We start from the raw sequence: 15,565 nt of genomic DNA on the forward strand, positions 1-15,565 counted from the left end.
CGAAAGCGGCGCAGGTTTCAGAACGGCGCCGGTCGCCGGTTCCTCGCGCGTTCGGCCTTGATTCGCGCGGCGTATTCGGCGGCGCGGCTACGCCGTCGCAGCGGCATCATCAGCCCGCGGTCGCAGACTGTCGGCGGCGAGGTCGGTGGCGGAGGAAGGTCAGCGGTTGTCGTATCCCACGTCGGAAAGAACAGCCTGCTGCCGGGTTTGGTGGTGTAATTCCGACCGCTCGGCGAGGTCCAGATCACCGTGCCGTCTGGCAGCTGAACATCGTCCCATCCACCAAATGTCTTGGCTAGATGATGTTTTCGACACAGGCACTTGAGATTTGACGCATGTGTCGGACCGAACGGATACGGGGCGGTGTGGTCGATGTCGCAACGATCGGCTGGCGCGCTGCAGCCGGGGGCCCGGCAGTGCAGATCTCGCATGCGCACGAACTGGGCCAAGTCCGCCGACGGGCGGTAACGCGGCTCGGGCTCGTCGCTGGGCAGTTTGATCGGACGGATCTTCGCGCCATCGCGGATCAGTTGGGCCAGCAACGGTGCAGGCAGGATGTCCTCGCCGAGGAGGAGTGCTGTGGGCGGCTTGGCCTTCGACTCGCCGGCTGTCGGGGCAGGCCCCTGAGACTCGCGGGCCGTCGGGGCAGGCCCCTTCGACTCGCGGGCCGTTGGCTGCTGTAATGCCGCTTCGGCCGCTGACCGCTCGGCGAAAACGTTGACGACGACGTTCGACGACCGCGGCACGTCAGCCGACGGACACGTATCGGATCCGCAGCGGCACGCGAGGCGGTCATTGCCCGAGATCATCGCACCGACCGCGTCCGATCGGCGCTCCCCGGCGGATCGAGGATCGGCATCGCACAGGCCCTGCACCATTGCAGCGATGCGACGTTTGAGAACCGCCCCATCCGTGGCCAGCAGCCGGCCCCACACCGACGTGGTTCCTGCCGGATCGTCGATGTCGCCGACCGAGAAGTCTCTGCTGCGCATAGTTGTCTCGCTGTGGCGCAAGGCTTCTGGATCGTACCGCTCGACCCACGCGTCAATTGCCCTCTCGAGCTTGTCATCGGACAGCCGACCCCATTTCGTCGCGCCTTCTGCAAGGGCAGCGTCGATCAAGGCCAGCGCCTCATCGTCGTAGACGAGCTGTGTGCGCCACGTGAGCGCCGAGACGACCCGGGAGTTGATGGCGCCCTGCAGATACAGCGCCGCAACGCGCGGAAGCCGGTCCCGAAGTGCGATCGCTATCCGCATCTGTGCCGAGGCCCGCCTGTGGCCGACGGTCATAGCGGCCGCGACTTCGGCGGCGGCCGCATCCCAACCGTCGAATGCTGCTCGGTCGTCATCGTCGACTCGGCGGCGGGCGAGTTCGGCGATGGCCGCCAGCCGTCGGGCTCCCGCCCTTGCTTCGGCCCGCGTGCTCTCCTCGATCGCAGCGACGACGGCCGCGTCGTCAGCCTCCGAGAACTCCGAGTCGAACATGTGTTCGAGTGTGCCACGGCCCACCGACACGTTGACTCATCAGAAATGCGCGCGAACGGCTGAGCCGACACGACCGTCAGTCAGCGGCGGTCTCCCAGAAGCGCGTGAGCACCTCGGCCCCGAGCGCCGGATCCTGGACCATCCACCAGTGTCCGAGCCCCTCGAGAACTTCGGTCCGCGCGCCGGCACGCTCGGCCGCCCGGCGGCGCATGTCCTCGGTTCCGACGTACGGATCCTCGGTGGCGAGTATCGACAGGCCGGGCCGCGAGGCGGCGGTGCCCAACCCGCGCCCGGCTTCGCGGAGAACCGGCTGGGCGGCCGATCGGTACAGCACCAGGATCGCGCGCCCCATCTCCGGGCCTTGGGCCTTCGCCAGCGATGTCGCGATGTCGGTCGGGAGCCCGAGATCGGCCATCTGCGCCGTCCTGTCCTCGACCGTGCCGCCCATCATCGCCTCGACCAGTTCCTCGCCGGCTTCGGGCGTCTGCCACACCTGCGCGAGGTCATGCCAGACGTAGTCGGCATCGAACAGCCCCACGAGGTCACTGGCCCAGGTGCGCAGGAGTTCGGGACGGTGCATCGCCACGTTGACGACGTGGCCGCCGCCCCAGTCGTGTCCCACCAGATCGACCGGCTCGTCGAATCGCTCCAGTTGGCGCTCGAGCCAGTCGCGATAATCGAGATAAGTCGCCGAGAAGTCGTCCGGCAACGGTGCACCGAATCCGGGCGGGGAGAGCCGCACCACGTCATCGCGGCCGAGCGCGTCGACCAGCGGACCCCAGATCGCATCCGTCTCCGGATTGCCATGCACCAGAACGACTGTCATACGGCGATCCTAAGCGTGCCGCGCGGCCTCCTGAGCCAGCTGCACCCGCGACGCCAGTCCGAGCTTCGTGTAAACGTGGGTCAGGTGCGTCTGCACCGTGCGATGCGACACGAAGAGCCGTGCGGCGATGTCCTTGTTGCCGAGTCCCTCGGCGACCAATCGGACCACGCCGAGTTCGGTCGGAGTCAATGAGGCCCAGCCTGTCGACGGGCGCTTGCGCTCACCACGTCCGCGCTGCGCATACGCGATGGCCTCTTCGATGGACAACGCGGTCCCTTCGTCCCACAGCGCCTCGAAGTCGTTCTTTCCGAGGGACTCCGTGAGTAGCGACACCGATTCCGCGTACGTCGCGTCGTGCACCCGGAGCCGGACCAGTCCCATGCGTGCCCGCATGGCGTCGGCGGCACCGAGGAACCGCGCAGCATTGCGCTGATCGCCGGCCACACCTGTCAACTCACCGAGCACCTCGAAGGCATCGGGCGCGATTTGATAGGTCTGATGGGCGGCAATGCAGTCGAGCGCTCGGCGCAGATCTTCGAAGGCCTGCGCCGGTTCACCCTGCGCCATCGCGACGCGAGCACGGATCACCAGGGCACGCGCCAGATGCCACCCATGCATCAGCGACACGTCAACGTCCGCGTACTCTCTGGCAGCGCGCAAATCACCTTTGGCGAGTTCGAGCTCGGCCAGTGGATTGACGTTCGTTATCGCCGTTTCGGGCTGTGCATTGATGCGCTGCGACGCCAAATCACACGCCCGCGCAGCCGCTTTCAGATCGCCCTCGGCGAGGGCAGCGTAAGCCAGCGGCGCGTACGCCCATGGTTCGAGGTAGGGACCGACCGTGGATGCGGTTTCAATGGCCGCCTCGGCCAAACTTCGACCCGCGGCGGGGTCGCCCGTCAATACAGATACGTGCGCAAGACCGATACGCGCAAGGAGGCCGTGCAGCACGTCCCCTGATGCGTCGGCCTCAGCGAGAAGTCCCTGCAATGACTCTGTGCCGTACTTCAGATCGCCGTGCTGGAACGCCGCCAGCGCCGGGCCCCAGTAACGGTTCATGCGCGCCATGAACACGTCTCCGACTTCCTCGGCCAGCGATTGGCCCTCCTCGCCGGCCGTCCGGGCCGCCACCGGATCTCCGAGAAGGATGGCGATGAGCGCCTTCCACGCGAGGATCTGGCACAGTCGCCACCGATCGCCCAATAGCCGTGCCAACTCGAGAGCTTCGTCGATATACGGGTAGGCCGCCTGCGCGTCGAACGTGGCCGCCCCGACACACGACACCAGCACCCGAAGCAACAATGCGGGGTCGTCGAGTTCCCTCGCCGTCGCCAGGGCCTGTTCGAGGTCATCGGTGACGCCGACCGTGACCGCCCACGCGTGGAGCACCGCCCGATCGGCAATCGCGCTGAGCCGGGCTGCAACATCGGACGCCCCCTCTAGCGCCGGGTCGCTCAGCACGGCGTTGAACCAGGACAATCCCTCTTTGACCCGTCCGCGCATGAGCCACAGCGGTTGCAGCGAGCTTGCGAGGCGCAATGCCGCGTCGACGTCCTGACGCTCCCTGCTCCACGCGAAAGCGGCACGGAGGTTGTCGATTTCGAGTTCGGCCTGTGAGACGAGGCGGTCATACTCGGCGCATCCCGGCACCTCGAGTTGAGCGGTCATCGAGTTGTAGTGATCCCGGTGGCGGCCGCGCACCGTGTCGGCTTCACCGGACTCCCCGAGTTTGTCCAGCGCGTACTGGCGGACCGTTTCCAGTAACCGGTATCGCACTCGCCCACTGGAGCTTTCGGCCAACACCAGTGACTTGTCCACCAGGAGCATCAGCAGATCGAGCACCTGGAAGCGCTCGACCTCTCCGCCCGTGGCCACCGCCTGCGCGGCTTCGAGGTCGAAGTCTCCGGCGAATGCCGCCAGCCGCCGGAAGACGACTCGTTCGGGTTCGGTCAACATCTGATGCGACCAGTCCACGGATGCTTTGAGGGTCTGCTGGCGACGCACCGCTTTTCGTGATCCGCCCGTCAACAGGCGGAACCTGTCGTGCAGGCCGTCGAGGATCTCCCGTACGGACAGGGCGCGGACCCGGGCGGCCGCCAGCTCGATGGCCAGCGGCATGCCGTCCAGACGCCTGCAGATCTCGCTGACGATCGCGAGTTCCTCGTCCGAGGGAGTGAAATCCGACTGGACATGGCGGGCGCGGTCGACGAACAACTCGACGGCTTCGTCGTCGATCGCCAGCGATGCCACCCGCCACACGAGCTCACCTTCGACGCCGATCGGTTCTCGGCTGGTGGCCAGCAACCGCAGCGCAGAACACCGCTCCAGCAGAGTGGTGATCAGCTCGGCACTGACGTCGAGCAGATGCTCGCAGTTGTCGAGCACCGCCAGTCCCGCATGCTGGCCGATGAATTCGACGATGCTGTCCAACGTCGAGCGACCCGGCTGATCCGGTACCCCGAGCGCTCGCAGCACGGCGACGGGCACGAGATCCGGATCGCTGATCGGAGCAAGGTCCACATACCAGACCGACGGCAGATCGGTGCGGTCAGCGATCTGCACGGCCAGCCGCGTCTTGCCCACCCCGCCCGCACCGGTGAGCGTCACCAGCCGGCGGCCGGTCAGCAGCTCACCGATCTCGCCGATCTGCTTGCGGCGTCCGATGAATCGCGTCAGCTGCGCGGGCAGGTCGTGTCTCAGCGCGGCGTCGGCCGTGCGCAGGGGCGGGAAGTCGTTGCGGATGTCGGGATGGCACAGCTGTACAACCCGTTCGGGTCGGGGCAGGTCCCGTAGCGGATGCGATCCGAGGTCGGAAAGCCACGCCCCCTCGGGCAGATAGTCGACGACCATGGATTCGGTCGCACCCGTCAGCACCGTCTGCCCGCCGTGTGCGAGATCGCGCAGCCGCGCCGTGCGGTTGATCGTCGTCCCGATGTAGTTGCCTTCGTCGCGTAGTTGGATCTCACCGGTGTGCACGCCGATGCGCAGCCGGATCGGGGCCAGCGGCGCCCGCTGCAACGCCAGCGCGCAGGCCACCGCATCGCTGGCGCGCGCGAACGCCAGCACGAAGCTGTCGCCCTCGCCCTGCTCGACGGGGCGGGCACCGTTGTTCATGATCACGAGATCGGCCAGCGTCGCGTCGAGCCGCCGGATGGCCGCGCGCATCTCCTCGGGCTGCGAGTCCCACAACCGTGTCGACCCCTCGACGTCGGCCAGCAGCAACGTCACGGTTCCGGTCGGCAGTCCGCTCACACCAAGTTCGCTCCACTCGAGTGCGCTCATGCTAGCCAGCATGCGACCCGCGTATCGGCAAAACATCAGCGCAAACGCGTAGATCTCTCCCCGGGCGCCGGGTTCACAGCTTGCGCCGGAGCCTGTCCCGATACGACCGCCCGTCCGGGTCGTACATGAACCGGTACACGGGCTCGGCCCACAACCGCGTCAGCAGCCCGAGCCGCTCGGCCTTGTGCGGGCGCAACCGGCCCGGCGGTCGCGGTCCCCTACGACCGGAGGCGTACCACGCCTCCAACGCCTCGGTGGCCTCGACGATCTCGGACACCGCGGTGACCGGATCGACCAGTCCGCCGTCCTCGCTGCCGTCCCCGGCCCGGTCCAGGTGCTCGCGCATCAGCCGCAGCCTGAAGTCGCGGGCGAACACACCGTCGGAATCCAGTACGGCGCAGGATAACTCGCTGTCGTGCGTCCATGATCGTCGGTTGAAGTTGTCACTACCCGAACACGCCCACACGTCGTCGATCACGCACACCTTTGCGTGCACGTACACCGGTGTGCCCTCATGGTTCTCGACATCGAATACATGCACCCGGTCCGGTGCGGCGCGGTGACACGTCTCGATGGCCTGCCAACGGCCGACCTGGTTGGGCGGCAACGCCAGCCGGCCGTCGACGTCGGGGTAGCGCGGCACCACCGCGACCAGATGCAGATCGGGATTGTCCCGTAGGGCGGCGGCGAACAGGTCGGCCACCCGCTTCGACCACAGGTACTGGTCTTCCAGGTAGATCAGCCGGCGGGCACGCGGAACCGCCTTGCTGTACGCGCGTGCGATGCTGCGCTCGCCGTGCGGTGCGAAGTCGTACGCGAAGTGGGCATCCGGATAGGTCCGCAGCACCTGCACGCTGTGCGGACCACACCGTGGCGGGTCCGGCGGTTGCTCCGGCAGCGCGTCGGCCGTCATGTCCGCGCCACTGAACTTGTCCCGCAGCCACGCCAGGGGGTTCAGCATGTCCAGCGACGCCGGATCGTTCCACCGCTCGCGAAACGTCATGTCCAACGCGCCGACGACAGGCCCCTGCAGCCGCAATTGGACGTCGTGCCACGGCGGACGGTCGCCGTAGCGCGGCGACATCTCGATCGCCTGCGGGTCGCCGCGATGCGAGGCGTCATCCCTGCGCGAGTGACACAGATCGATGCCTCCCGCGAACGCCACATCGCGCTCGGGCTCACCGGGATGCCGGATCACGACCAGCTTCTGGTGGTGCGAACCGCCGATCCGCACCCGCTGGTCCAACAGGACCTCACCGCCGGCCTTCTCGATGTGCTCACCGAGATGGCGGTTCTCTTCTTCACTGTAGGACAGTTCGTCCAGATGCGACCGCCACACCAGGCCCTTGACCACCACACCGCGTTCGGCTGCGCGGCAGAACATTTCGCGAACAGTGGGACCGTCGTCGCGCATCTTCTGATCCGGGTCGCCACGCCAGTCGGTGAAGAACACATAGTCACCCGGCCCGAGCGCCTCCACCTCGGTGGCGAGCTGGTCGAAGTAGGTCGAGCCGTGCACGAGCGGTTCGACGCGGTTGCCGTCGCACCACGGCGGGATGTCCGATGCGGGGTTGCCGCGCTCCTGCGCGGTCAGGAACCACTCCTCGACGTTCACGGGCGCCGCCGCAACAACCGGTCGCGGTATGAGCGACCATCAGGGTCGAAGATCATCCGGTAGGCGGGTTCGGCCCACAACCGCGTCAGCGGATCGACCCGTTCGCTCTCGTGTGGCCGCAGCCGCCCGGGTGGTCGCGGGCCGGAGCGGCCCGACCGATGCCACTTTTCCAAAGTCTCTGCACAGGCGATGATCTCGTCGACGGCGGTCGCCGCGTCGACCAGACCCTCGTCTTGGCTACCGTCCTCCGCCCGATCGAGGTGCTCGCGCAGCAACCGCAGCCGCAGATCGCGCGCGAACCTGTCGTCGGCGTCGAGCACCGCGCACGACAGTTCGCTGTCATGCGTCCACGACCGGCGATTGAAGTTGTCGCTGCCGATGCAGGCCCAGGTGTCGTCGATGACGCACACCTTGGAGTGCACGTAAACCGGTGTCCCCTCGTGATTTTCGACGTCGAACACGTGCACCCGGTCAGGCGCGGCGCGTCGGCACGCGTCGAGTGCCAGCTGGCGCCCGACCAGCGTCGGTGGCCGACCCAAACCACCCTCGAGATCGAAATACCGTGGCACGACGGCCACCAGCTGCAGTTCGGGGTTCTCGGTCAGCGCGCCGACGAGCAGGTTGGCGACCTCTTCGGACCACAGATACTGATCCTCCAGATAGATCAGGCGCCGGGCGCGCCGGATCGCCTTTGTGTAACCGCGCGCGATGCTGCGTTCGCCCTCCTTGGCGAACTCGTACTCGATCAACGCGTCACCGTAGGTGCGAAGCACCTGCACCGCGTGCGGCCCGCAGGCCGGCGGATCCGGTGGCTGGTCCGGCAACGGGCGTCGTCGCGAATCGCCACCGAACCTGTCGCGCAGCCACGCGAGCGGGTTGAACAGATCCAACGGCGCCCGCGCCGTCCACCGCTCCCGAAACGTGACGTCCAGCGCGCCGATGACCGGACCGCGCACCTGTAGTTGCACGTCGTGCCACGGCGGCCGCTCCCCGTACCGGCTCGACATCTGCACCGCCTGCGGATCACCGCGATGCGACGCGTCGTCACGGCGCGAGTGGCTCAGGTCGATGCCTCCGATGAACGCGACGTCGCGATCCGGTTCTTCCGGGTGACGCAGCAGTACCAGTCGCTGATGATGTGATCCGCCCACCAGTACCCGTTGATCGAGCAACACCTCCCCGCCCGCGCGCTCGATGGTCTCGGCCAGATGGCGGTTCTGCTCCTCGTTGAACTGCAAGCGATTCGGATACGACCGCCACATCAGGCCCTTGACGAGCACGCCGCGTTCGGCCGCCGCGCGGAACAGTTCGGCGACGGTCGGGCCGTTGTCGCGCAACCTCTGGTCGGCGTCGCCACGCCAGTCGGCGAAGAACAGGTGATCTCCCGCGCCGAGCGCCTCGACCTCCGTAACGAGCCGATCGAAATACGACGCGCCGTGAATCAACGCCTCGGCCTGATTACCCTCACTCCACGCGGGCAGTTCCCAATCGGGATTGCCGCGTTCACCGGCGGTGAGAAACCATTCGGCCAGGACTGACACCCCGTGGGATGCCCACTCGACACGGGATCTACGCGCGAAATAATGGGGCGCGTGACGGCAAAAGCCCTGTTCCTCTACAACGACCCCATCGCGACCGAGGCGCTGCTGGGCGAGGCGTTCGTCGACGCGGGTTTCGACGTGCACACCTTCGAGGTGGTGCCCGCCGGACGCGCGCACTCCCCGGCCGGCCACGTCACTTTCCCCGACCCGACCAACTACGACGTGCTCGTGCCCCTGGGTGCGCGCTGGCCCGTCTACGACGACGCGCTGGGCCGCACCTGGGTCGGCGAACAGATGACGATGATGCGCTGCGCCGCCGACGCCGGGATCGCGATCCTCGGCGTCTGCTTCGGCGGACAATTGCTGGCGCAGACCTTCGGCGGAACGGTCACACGAGCGCCGTCGCCCGAGATCGGTTGGTATGACGTCGAGTCCACCGATCCCCTGCTGGTGCCCGGCGGCCGGTGGTTTCAGTGGCACTACGACCGCTGGACACTGCCGCCCGGTGCCACCGAACTGGCCCGCACCGCGACCGCTTCCCAGGCGTTCCTGCTCGGCCGCACGCTCGCCCTGCAATTCCACCCCGAGGTCGACCTCGAGCTGCTGGACCGATGGTTGGGCGACGACGACGTCGGCGAGGTCGCCGCGTTCGGTCTCACCCACGACGAATTACGTTCCCAGACAACCGCGTTGGCTGACGATGCGGCCAAAAGGGTGCGACGTCTCGTGCACGGTTTCGTGACGCGCGTGGTCGGTCAACCGTGCCCGAGCTCGTGAGCGAGCGCACCGTCGAGCGACGGATGGCGGAAGCGATGCCCCAGCGCCTGCAACGCGGCGGGCAGCACCCGTTGATCCGCCTCGGCGAGTTCGCGGGCCCCCTGCTCACCGAGCAGTAGCCGCGGCCCGAACGACGGCACCGGCACGACGGCGGGACGACGCAGCACCCGCGCCAGCGTCCGGGTGTAGTCGGCGTTGCGCACCGGATGCGGGGCCACGGCGTTGACCGGACCGGCCATCCGATCGTCGTAGAGCGCGCGCAGGTACACGTCGAGCAGATCATCGAGCGCGATCCACGCCAGCCACTGCCTGCCGCCGCCCAGCCGACCACCCAGGCCGGCGGCGAACAGCGGCCGCATCAGCCGCAGCGTGCCGCCACGCGCGGACTGCACGATCCCCGTCCGGACGGTGACGACCCGCAGCCCCGCCTCGGCGGCCGGAGCCGTCGCCGCCTCCCACTCCCGGACCACCTCGGCCAGGAAGCCGTCACCAGCCACGCTCTCCTCGGTCAGCGCCGCATCACCGCGGTCGAACCCGTAGATGCCGACCGCCGACGCGCTGATGAACATCCGGGGGCCGTCGTCGGTCCGCGCCGCCGCCTCGGCGAGCCGACGGGTCGGTTCGACGCGGCTGGCGCGGACCGCGTCCTTGTGGGCGTCGGTGAACCGGCCGGCGATCGACGCGCCCGCCAGGTGCACGACCGCGTCGACCCCGGTCAACAGCCCGGGGTCCGGCCGATCGGGGTTCCACCGCCGCTCGTCAGGACCCGTCGCCGCCCGTCGCACCAACCGGATCACCCGGTGCCCTCCGGTGCTCAGAAACGCGGTCAACGCCGAGCCGACCAGGCCCGACGCACCCGTGACCGCGACGGTCAGCGGTGCCAGCCCGGCGTCGGCGGCGTCGCGGTGGGCGGCCAGATCGTCGGCCAGCTGGCGGTGGCGGTAGACGAACATTTTCCGCAACGCCGCCGCCGGCACCGGCGCCTCGACGCGGTCGTACACCCGGGTGCCGCCGGAGGCCTCGCCGAACTCGTGAATGTGGGTCCACCGACCGACCAGGCGCGGCGGCCACGACGCCGGCCCGTCCGAGGACAGCACGTCGACGAAGCGATGCGGCGGGTCGTAGCGGTCCGGATCGTGCTGGGCGATCCAGCGCAGACCGCCCGGCAATCCGAGCACCGCGCGCCCGTCGGCCAGCGATCCCGCTTCGGCGATCACCTTCATCGGCTGCCACGGCGGGACCAGGCGCCTCATCGCGCCGGGTCGTGCGTACCAGGCGAACACCTCGTCGCGCGGATGCTCGACGACACTCTCGTATTCGATTCCCATGTGTCGATATTCGTCGCCGTCGTGCCGATGGATTGCGTCCGGGTGGGGTACCCACGGTCGTAGTCTGACAACGTCCCACATCGAAGCGGCTGTCATGAACGGATGGAGCGGGCTCGCCCGCCGAAGCGGCAAACGCCTGTATCAGGATCGCCGGGAGGCCGGCGAGGTTCTGGCCGGCGAGTTGTCGTCCTACCGCGGTCACGATGTGGTGGTGTTGGGTCTCGCGCGCGGCGGCGTTCCGGTCGCCTGGCAGGTGGCCCGCTCGCTGGCGGCTCCCCTCGACGTCTTTCTGGTCCGCAAGCTCGGGGTGCCGCAGTGGGAAGAGCTGGCCATGGGTGCGCTGGCCAGCGGGGGCGGCGTGGTGATCAACGACAACCTCGTCCGCAGTCTCGGGATCGGTGACGAGGCGATACAAGCCGCGATCGCTCGCGAGACCGACGAGTTGCGTCGCCGTGAGCGGGCCTACCGGGGCGACCGGCCACCGCCGCAACTGGCGGGGCGGACGGTGATCCTCGTCGACGACGGGATCGCCACCGGAGCCAGCATGCTCGCTGCGGTGCGGGCCGTGCGGGCCCAGAACCCGGCTCGGGTCGTGGTCGCCGTCCCGGTCGGACCGCCGTCGGCGTGCCGGGAGCTGGCCAGGGAAGCCGACGACGTGGTCTGCGCGAGCATGCCCCCGGGCTTCGAGGCCGTCGGCCAGGTGTTCGCCGACTTCCATCAGGTCAGCGACGACGAGGTCCGCGAACTGTTAACCGACGGGAATTAGCAACAGCCCCAACGGATTAGCGGCGGTCTTCGCCGGAGTCGGCTTGTTCGACGACCGTGGTCTCGTCGTCCGCGCCGGGCTCGCCCGCGTACTCGGGTTGCTCCGCGACGGTCTGGTCGTCGGGATAGTCCTCGTAGTACTCCGGGTCGGCATCGGTCTGCGCGTCGGCGGCGGTGTCGGCCTTGCGGCCCGACCGCTCTCGCACCGCGTCGACGATCAGCAGCACCACACCGATCACGCTGGCCGCGATACAGACCCAGGCGATCAGTTCATTGCTGGTGACAACGGCGGTCACCAGCGCCGCGAGGCCGATGACAGCGAGGACGAGCGCAACGATCAGCATTGATCAACCCTAGGCCAGACCGGGGTTCAGTTGTTTCCCCGGTTGAACTGATTGAAGCCGCCACCGTCGTTTCCGGCGCTGGAGTCGACGGGCGCGGCCGAACCGCGCTGGCCGAGCTCCTCGAGCTGGGACTCCAGATAGGTCTTGAGCCGGGTGCGGTATTCGCGCTCGAAGGTGCGCAACTGTTCGAGGCGGCCCTCCAGCACCGTGCGCTGCTGGTTGATGGTGCCCATGATCTCGGAGTGCTTGCGCTCCGCGTCGGCCTGCAGGGCGTCGGCCTTCTCCTGCGCCTGGCGCAGCTGCGCCTCCGACCGGGTCTGGGCGTCGGCCAGCATCGCGTCGGCGCGCTGGCGAGCATCCGCCACGGTGGTCTCGGCCGTCTGCCGGGCCTCGCTCACCAGTGCGTCGGCCTGCGCCCGCGCATCGGCGAGCAGCTTCTCCGACTCCGCCTTGGCGGTGCTGGTCAACCGGTCCGCCGTGTCCTGGGCCAGGCTCAACACCTTGGCCGCCTTCAACGCCTGGTCCTCACTGGCCTGCGCCGAGGGCGCCTCGTAGGCCGGTTGCGGCGTCGGAGCGGGCTCGGGGGCGGGCTGCTCGTAGACGGGTATGGCCTGTGTCGACTGGCCACCGCCGGAACCGCCGGAAGCCAACTCCTGCTCCAGCTCGGCGACACGCTGCCGGAGGTCGGTGTTCTCCTCGATGAGGCGCGTCAGCTCGTTCTCGACCAGATCGAGGAAGGCGTCAACCTCGTCCTCGTTGTAGCCGCGCTTGCCAATGGGTGGCTTGCTGAACGCGACGTTGTGAACGTCGGCGGGTGTGAGCGGCATTGTCGCCCCCTATGAAGTCTGGACAGTCAACCGGTCTCAAAGTGTAAAGCGTGGGTGGAACGTAACTGGCGTCCATCCTGTCACACCAGCCGCGGCCGTAGCAGAAGAGGATGAAATTAAGAGCGAATTTCAAACACGGCCGGTGACCCGACGACCATTTCGCCGCTCAATTTCTTCTGGGCAAACGTCCGCTGCGTGCGCGGTCTCAGGCCGCCGCGCCGAAGGCCAGTTGCATACCGATGAACGCGACCAGCAGCAGCACCATGATCGACAGGTCGAACCGCACCGCACCTATCGTGAGCTGGGGAATGAGGCGCCGCAGCAGCTTCACCGGCGGATCGGTCAAGGTCATGATGATCTCGAGGATCACCACGGTGGCACCCTTCGGATGCCAGTCCCGCGAGAACGACCGGATGAACTCGACCACGACCCGCGCGATCAACAACAGCCAGAAGACGAACAGGGCGAAGCCCAGGATTTCAAAGAAGAGCGACAACGCCGACGGTCCTCACTACGGGCACAGATGTGACTTTTCATACGGGCTTGATACAGGCAAGTCGCCAAAGAGACCGCTCAAGCCCGCACGCGACGCCAGCCTACCCGTCGGTGAGACGTCCTATTGATAGGAGTAGAAGCCGGCCTCGGCGATGCGGCGCCGCTCCTCGGCCGTCACGTCGATGTCGGCCGGCGACAGCAGGAACACCTTCGTGGCGACCTTGTCGAAGGACCCCCTCAGCGCGAAAGCCAGGCCCGCGGCGAAGTCGACGAGGCGCTTGGCATCGGCGTTGTCCATCGAGACCAGGTCCATGATCACCGGGGTTCCGTCGCGGAACCGTTCGCCGATCGTGCGGGCCTCGCTGTAGTCCTTCGGCCGCAGCGTGGTGATCTTCGCCAGAGGACTGCCCGCCTCGAACAGCTCGGCCATCCGGCGCGGGTCCATGGCCAGCGCGCCGCGGGTGGCACCGCGCATCGGGGCGAAACGTGGTGCGGGACGCTCGAATTCGCGCGGTGCGCGCAGTCTCGGCTCGAAGCGGTCCTCGTAACCGCGGTAACCGCCGGGCGCATCGTCGTAGTCGCGGTCGTCGTAGCCGCGGTGCTCCGGGCCGTAACCGTCGTCGTCGAAATGGTCGTCTCGACCACGGCGCGAATACCCACGGGAGGCGCCGCGGTCGTCGTCCTCGTAGTACTCGTCGTCGTAATCGTCCATCGGGGCCATACCGAAGTAGGCCTTGACCTTGTGAAGTGTGCTCATCGTTCGACCCTTCTCATGCCCTGGACTCTGGTGTCTGTGATGAAGATGTGACTGGAGTGACTACTTCTGGTGACGGTAAAGGACGTTGTCCCAATAACGCGGTACCGACACGCACACATGTGGAGCCGTGTTTGACCGCCGCTTCGAGATCGTTCGACATCCCGGCCGACAGCTCGAGGCGCTGCGGGTAGGCGGCCTGGACCCGCCTGTACTCGGTGTTCACCCGCGCGAACGCCGCGTCCGCGTCCTCGTCGAGCGGAGGGATCGCCATCAGACCGGCGAACGCCAACCCGGATGCGGCGTGCGCCGCGGCGCACAACTCATCGACCGCGTCGGGCCTGTTGATGTCGACACCGCCGCGCTTTTCGTCCCCGTCGAGGCTCACCTGGATGAAGACGCGCAGCGGTTCGGCGCGTCGGCGCTCCTCGAGCGCGGTGGACGCCGCGCGGCTCAGGGCGTCGACCAACTTGCGGGTGTCGACCGAGTGCGCCGCATACGCCCAGCCGGCAATGGACCGCGCTTTATTGCGCTGTATCCGTCCGACCATGTGCCAGCGAATGGGTCCGATATCCGGAATCGAAGCGATTTCTGAGACCTTATTCGACGCTTCCTGTTCCCGTGATTCGCCGAAAGCCTCACAACCCAAGCGGCGAAGAATTGCGACATCGCCGGCGGGAAAGAATTTGGTTACCGGTAACAATTCAATTTCGCCGATATCGCGTCCCGCGGCCTCGGCGGCGGCGGCGAGCCTGGTGCGCACGGCCACCAGCGCTTCGCTCAGCTCGACTTCGCGGGATGACGGCACGGTGTCGCTCACTCCATCCACACCAGTGAGGCGAGCCGCCCGGTCGGGGCGTCGCGCCGATGGCTGAACAGGTTGGGGTCCTCGATCGTGCAGCGAGGGTCGACGTCGATGGCCTTGACGCCCAAATTCGTTAACTGCCGGTGGATTCCGGCTCGCAGGTCCAGCGCGGGCGTGTTCTTCGAACTCGTCGTGCGGCTGCCCGGCAACGCGGTCTCGACCTCGGCGGCCATCGCGGCCGGGACCTCGTAGTTGCGCCCGCTGGCCGCGGGCCCGAGCAGCGCCGAGATGTCCTCGGCGTGCGCGCCCAGCGACAGCATCACCTCCACGGTGCGCGACACGACGCCCTTCTGCGCACCGACGCGCCCGGCGTGCACGGCGGCCACCACACCGGCGCGCGCGTCACCCAATAAAACGGGAACGCAATCGGCGGTAACCACCGCCAAAGCCAATCGCGGTGTGGCGGTGACCAATGCGTCAGTTTCATCGACGGCGTGAACCGTGGCGCCGTCGACCACGACGACGTGATCGCCGTGCACCTGATTCATCCACACGATCGCGTCGTCGCCCAATCCGATGGCGTCGCCGAGCCGTTTACGGTTGGCGGCCACGGCCTGCGGATCATCGCCGACGTGGTCGCCGAGGTTGAAGGTGTCGAACGGCGGCGCGGAGACGCCGCCGGCCCGTGTCGTGGTCACGCGCCGTATGCGAACCGTCACGGT

The 15,565-nt window shown here is 67.7% G+C and carries 14 protein-coding genes; 2 read left to right on the top strand and 12 right to left on the bottom strand.

The genetic code is table 11. The features are described 5' to 3' along the window. Nucleotides 1-17: 17 nt before the first annotated feature. The 5 genes from AU072_RS25595 to AU072_RS25615 form a co-directional block, all read right to left on the bottom strand. Complete coding sequence (locus AU072_RS25595) at nt 18-1,514, bottom strand: HNH endonuclease signature motif containing protein (RefSeq protein ID WP_235629792.1); 1,497 nt, start codon at nt 1,512-1,514, stop codon at nt 18-20. Between the two features lie 46 nt (nt 1,515-1,560). Then, nucleotides 1,561-2,310 (bottom strand): alpha/beta fold hydrolase, encoded by a 750-nt coding sequence (locus tag AU072_RS25600; RefSeq protein ID WP_064416352.1) that lies wholly within the window; start codon nt 2,308-2,310, stop codon nt 1,561-1,563. Between the two features lie 9 nt (nt 2,311-2,319). Then, nucleotides 2,320-5,592 (bottom strand): helix-turn-helix transcriptional regulator, encoded by a 3,273-nt coding sequence (locus tag AU072_RS25605; RefSeq protein WP_120271030.1) that lies wholly within the window; start codon nt 5,590-5,592, stop codon nt 2,320-2,322. 73 nt (nt 5,593-5,665) lie between these two features. Continuing rightward, the gene (locus AU072_RS25610) at nt 5,666-7,207 is read right to left on the bottom strand and encodes a phospholipase D family protein (RefSeq protein ID WP_064416354.1); all 1,542 of its coding nucleotides are present in this window, start codon (nt 7,205-7,207) and stop codon (nt 5,666-5,668) included. Then, nucleotides 7,204-8,748 (bottom strand): phospholipase D family protein, encoded by a 1,545-nt coding sequence (locus tag AU072_RS25615; RefSeq protein WP_064416355.1) that lies wholly within the window; start codon nt 8,746-8,748, stop codon nt 7,204-7,206. The genes AU072_RS25610 and AU072_RS25615 overlap by 4 nt, the downstream gene beginning before the upstream one ends. Before the next feature lie 42 nt (nt 8,749-8,790). Between AU072_RS25615 and AU072_RS25620 the strand changes: the two genes are divergently transcribed. Next, a complete protein-coding gene (locus AU072_RS25620) occupies nt 8,791-9,525 on the top strand; it encodes a type 1 glutamine amidotransferase (protein WP_064416356.1) in 735 nt (244 codons plus the stop codon). On the opposite strand, the gene AU072_RS25625 is transcribed toward AU072_RS25620, so the two are convergent. Beyond that, complete coding sequence (locus AU072_RS25625; RefSeq protein WP_064416357.1) at nt 9,504-10,853, bottom strand: TIGR01777 family oxidoreductase; 1,350 nt, start codon at nt 10,851-10,853, stop codon at nt 9,504-9,506. The genes AU072_RS25620 and AU072_RS25625 overlap by 22 nt on opposite strands. Before the next feature lie 94 nt (nt 10,854-10,947). Here AU072_RS25625 and AU072_RS25630 point away from each other — a divergent pair, with 94 nt between their 5' ends. Continuing rightward, entirely contained in the window at nt 10,948-11,619 is a 672-nt protein-coding gene (locus tag AU072_RS25630; protein WP_064416358.1) for a phosphoribosyltransferase, read from the top strand. A 16-nt stretch (nt 11,620-11,635) separates the two neighbouring features. On the opposite strand, the gene AU072_RS25635 is transcribed toward AU072_RS25630, so the two are convergent. The 6 genes from AU072_RS25635 to pgeF form a co-directional block, all read right to left on the bottom strand. After that, nucleotides 11,636-11,962 carry a hypothetical protein gene (locus AU072_RS25635; RefSeq protein WP_064416359.1) on the bottom strand — a complete coding sequence of 109 codons (327 nt, stop codon included), beginning with the start codon at nt 11,960-11,962 and terminating at the stop codon, nt 11,636-11,638. A gap of 26 nt (nt 11,963-11,988) precedes the next feature. Beyond that, nucleotides 11,989-12,789, bottom strand: coding sequence for a DivIVA-like cell division protein Wag31 (gene wag31 / locus AU072_RS25640; RefSeq protein ID WP_064416360.1), 801 nt, complete (start codon nt 12,787-12,789; stop codon nt 11,989-11,991). A gap of 205 nt (nt 12,790-12,994) precedes the next feature. Then, nucleotides 12,995-13,285, bottom strand: a complete 291-nt coding sequence (locus AU072_RS25645; protein ID WP_064349985.1) for a YggT family protein — start codon at nt 13,283-13,285, stop codon at nt 12,995-12,997. Between the two features lie 120 nt (nt 13,286-13,405). Then, a complete protein-coding gene (locus AU072_RS25650) occupies nt 13,406-14,041 on the bottom strand; it encodes a cell division protein SepF (protein WP_064416361.1) in 636 nt (211 codons plus the stop codon). 13 nt (nt 14,042-14,054) lie between these two features. Further along, nucleotides 14,055-14,846 (bottom strand): YggS family pyridoxal phosphate-dependent enzyme, encoded by a 792-nt coding sequence (locus AU072_RS25655; protein WP_064416481.1) that lies wholly within the window; start codon nt 14,844-14,846, stop codon nt 14,055-14,057. Between the two features lie 8 nt (nt 14,847-14,854). Next, nucleotides 14,855-15,562, bottom strand: coding sequence for a peptidoglycan editing factor PgeF (pgeF, locus tag AU072_RS25660; RefSeq protein ID WP_064416362.1), 708 nt, complete (start codon nt 15,560-15,562; stop codon nt 14,855-14,857). Between the last annotated feature and the right edge of the window lie 3 nt (nt 15,563-15,565).

The organism is Mycolicibacterium novocastrense, from assembly GCF_001499835.1.
Taxonomy (GTDB): domain Bacteria; phylum Actinomycetota; class Actinomycetes; order Mycobacteriales; family Mycobacteriaceae; genus Mycobacterium; species Mycobacterium novocastrense.

Bases quoted from the DNA above. Each gene is read 5' to 3' on its own strand.
- AU072_RS25620 (WP_064416356.1), top strand. From the start codon at position 8,791: ATGGGGCGCGTGACGGCAAAAGCCCTGTTCCTCTACAACGACCCCATC.
- wag31 (WP_064416360.1), bottom strand. From the start codon at position 12,789: ATGCCGCTCACACCCGCCGACGTTCACAACGTCGCGTTCAGCAAGCCA.
- AU072_RS25630 (WP_064416358.1), top strand. From the start codon at position 10,948: ATGAACGGATGGAGCGGGCTCGCCCGCCGAAGCGGCAAACGCCTGTAT.
- AU072_RS25625 (WP_064416357.1), bottom strand. From the start codon at position 10,853: ATGGGAATCGAATACGAGAGTGTCGTCGAGCATCCGCGCGACGAGGTG.
- AU072_RS25650 (WP_064416361.1), bottom strand. From the start codon at position 14,041: ATGAGCACACTTCACAAGGTCAAGGCCTACTTCGGTATGGCCCCGATG.
- AU072_RS25635 (WP_064416359.1), bottom strand. From the start codon at position 11,962: ATGCTGATCGTTGCGCTCGTCCTCGCTGTCATCGGCCTCGCGGCGCTG.
- AU072_RS25600 (WP_064416352.1), bottom strand. From the start codon at position 2,310: ATGACAGTCGTTCTGGTGCATGGCAATCCGGAGACGGATGCGATCTGG.
- AU072_RS25605 (WP_120271030.1), bottom strand. From the start codon at position 5,592: ATGAGCGCACTCGAGTGGAGCGAACTTGGTGTGAGCGGACTGCCGACC.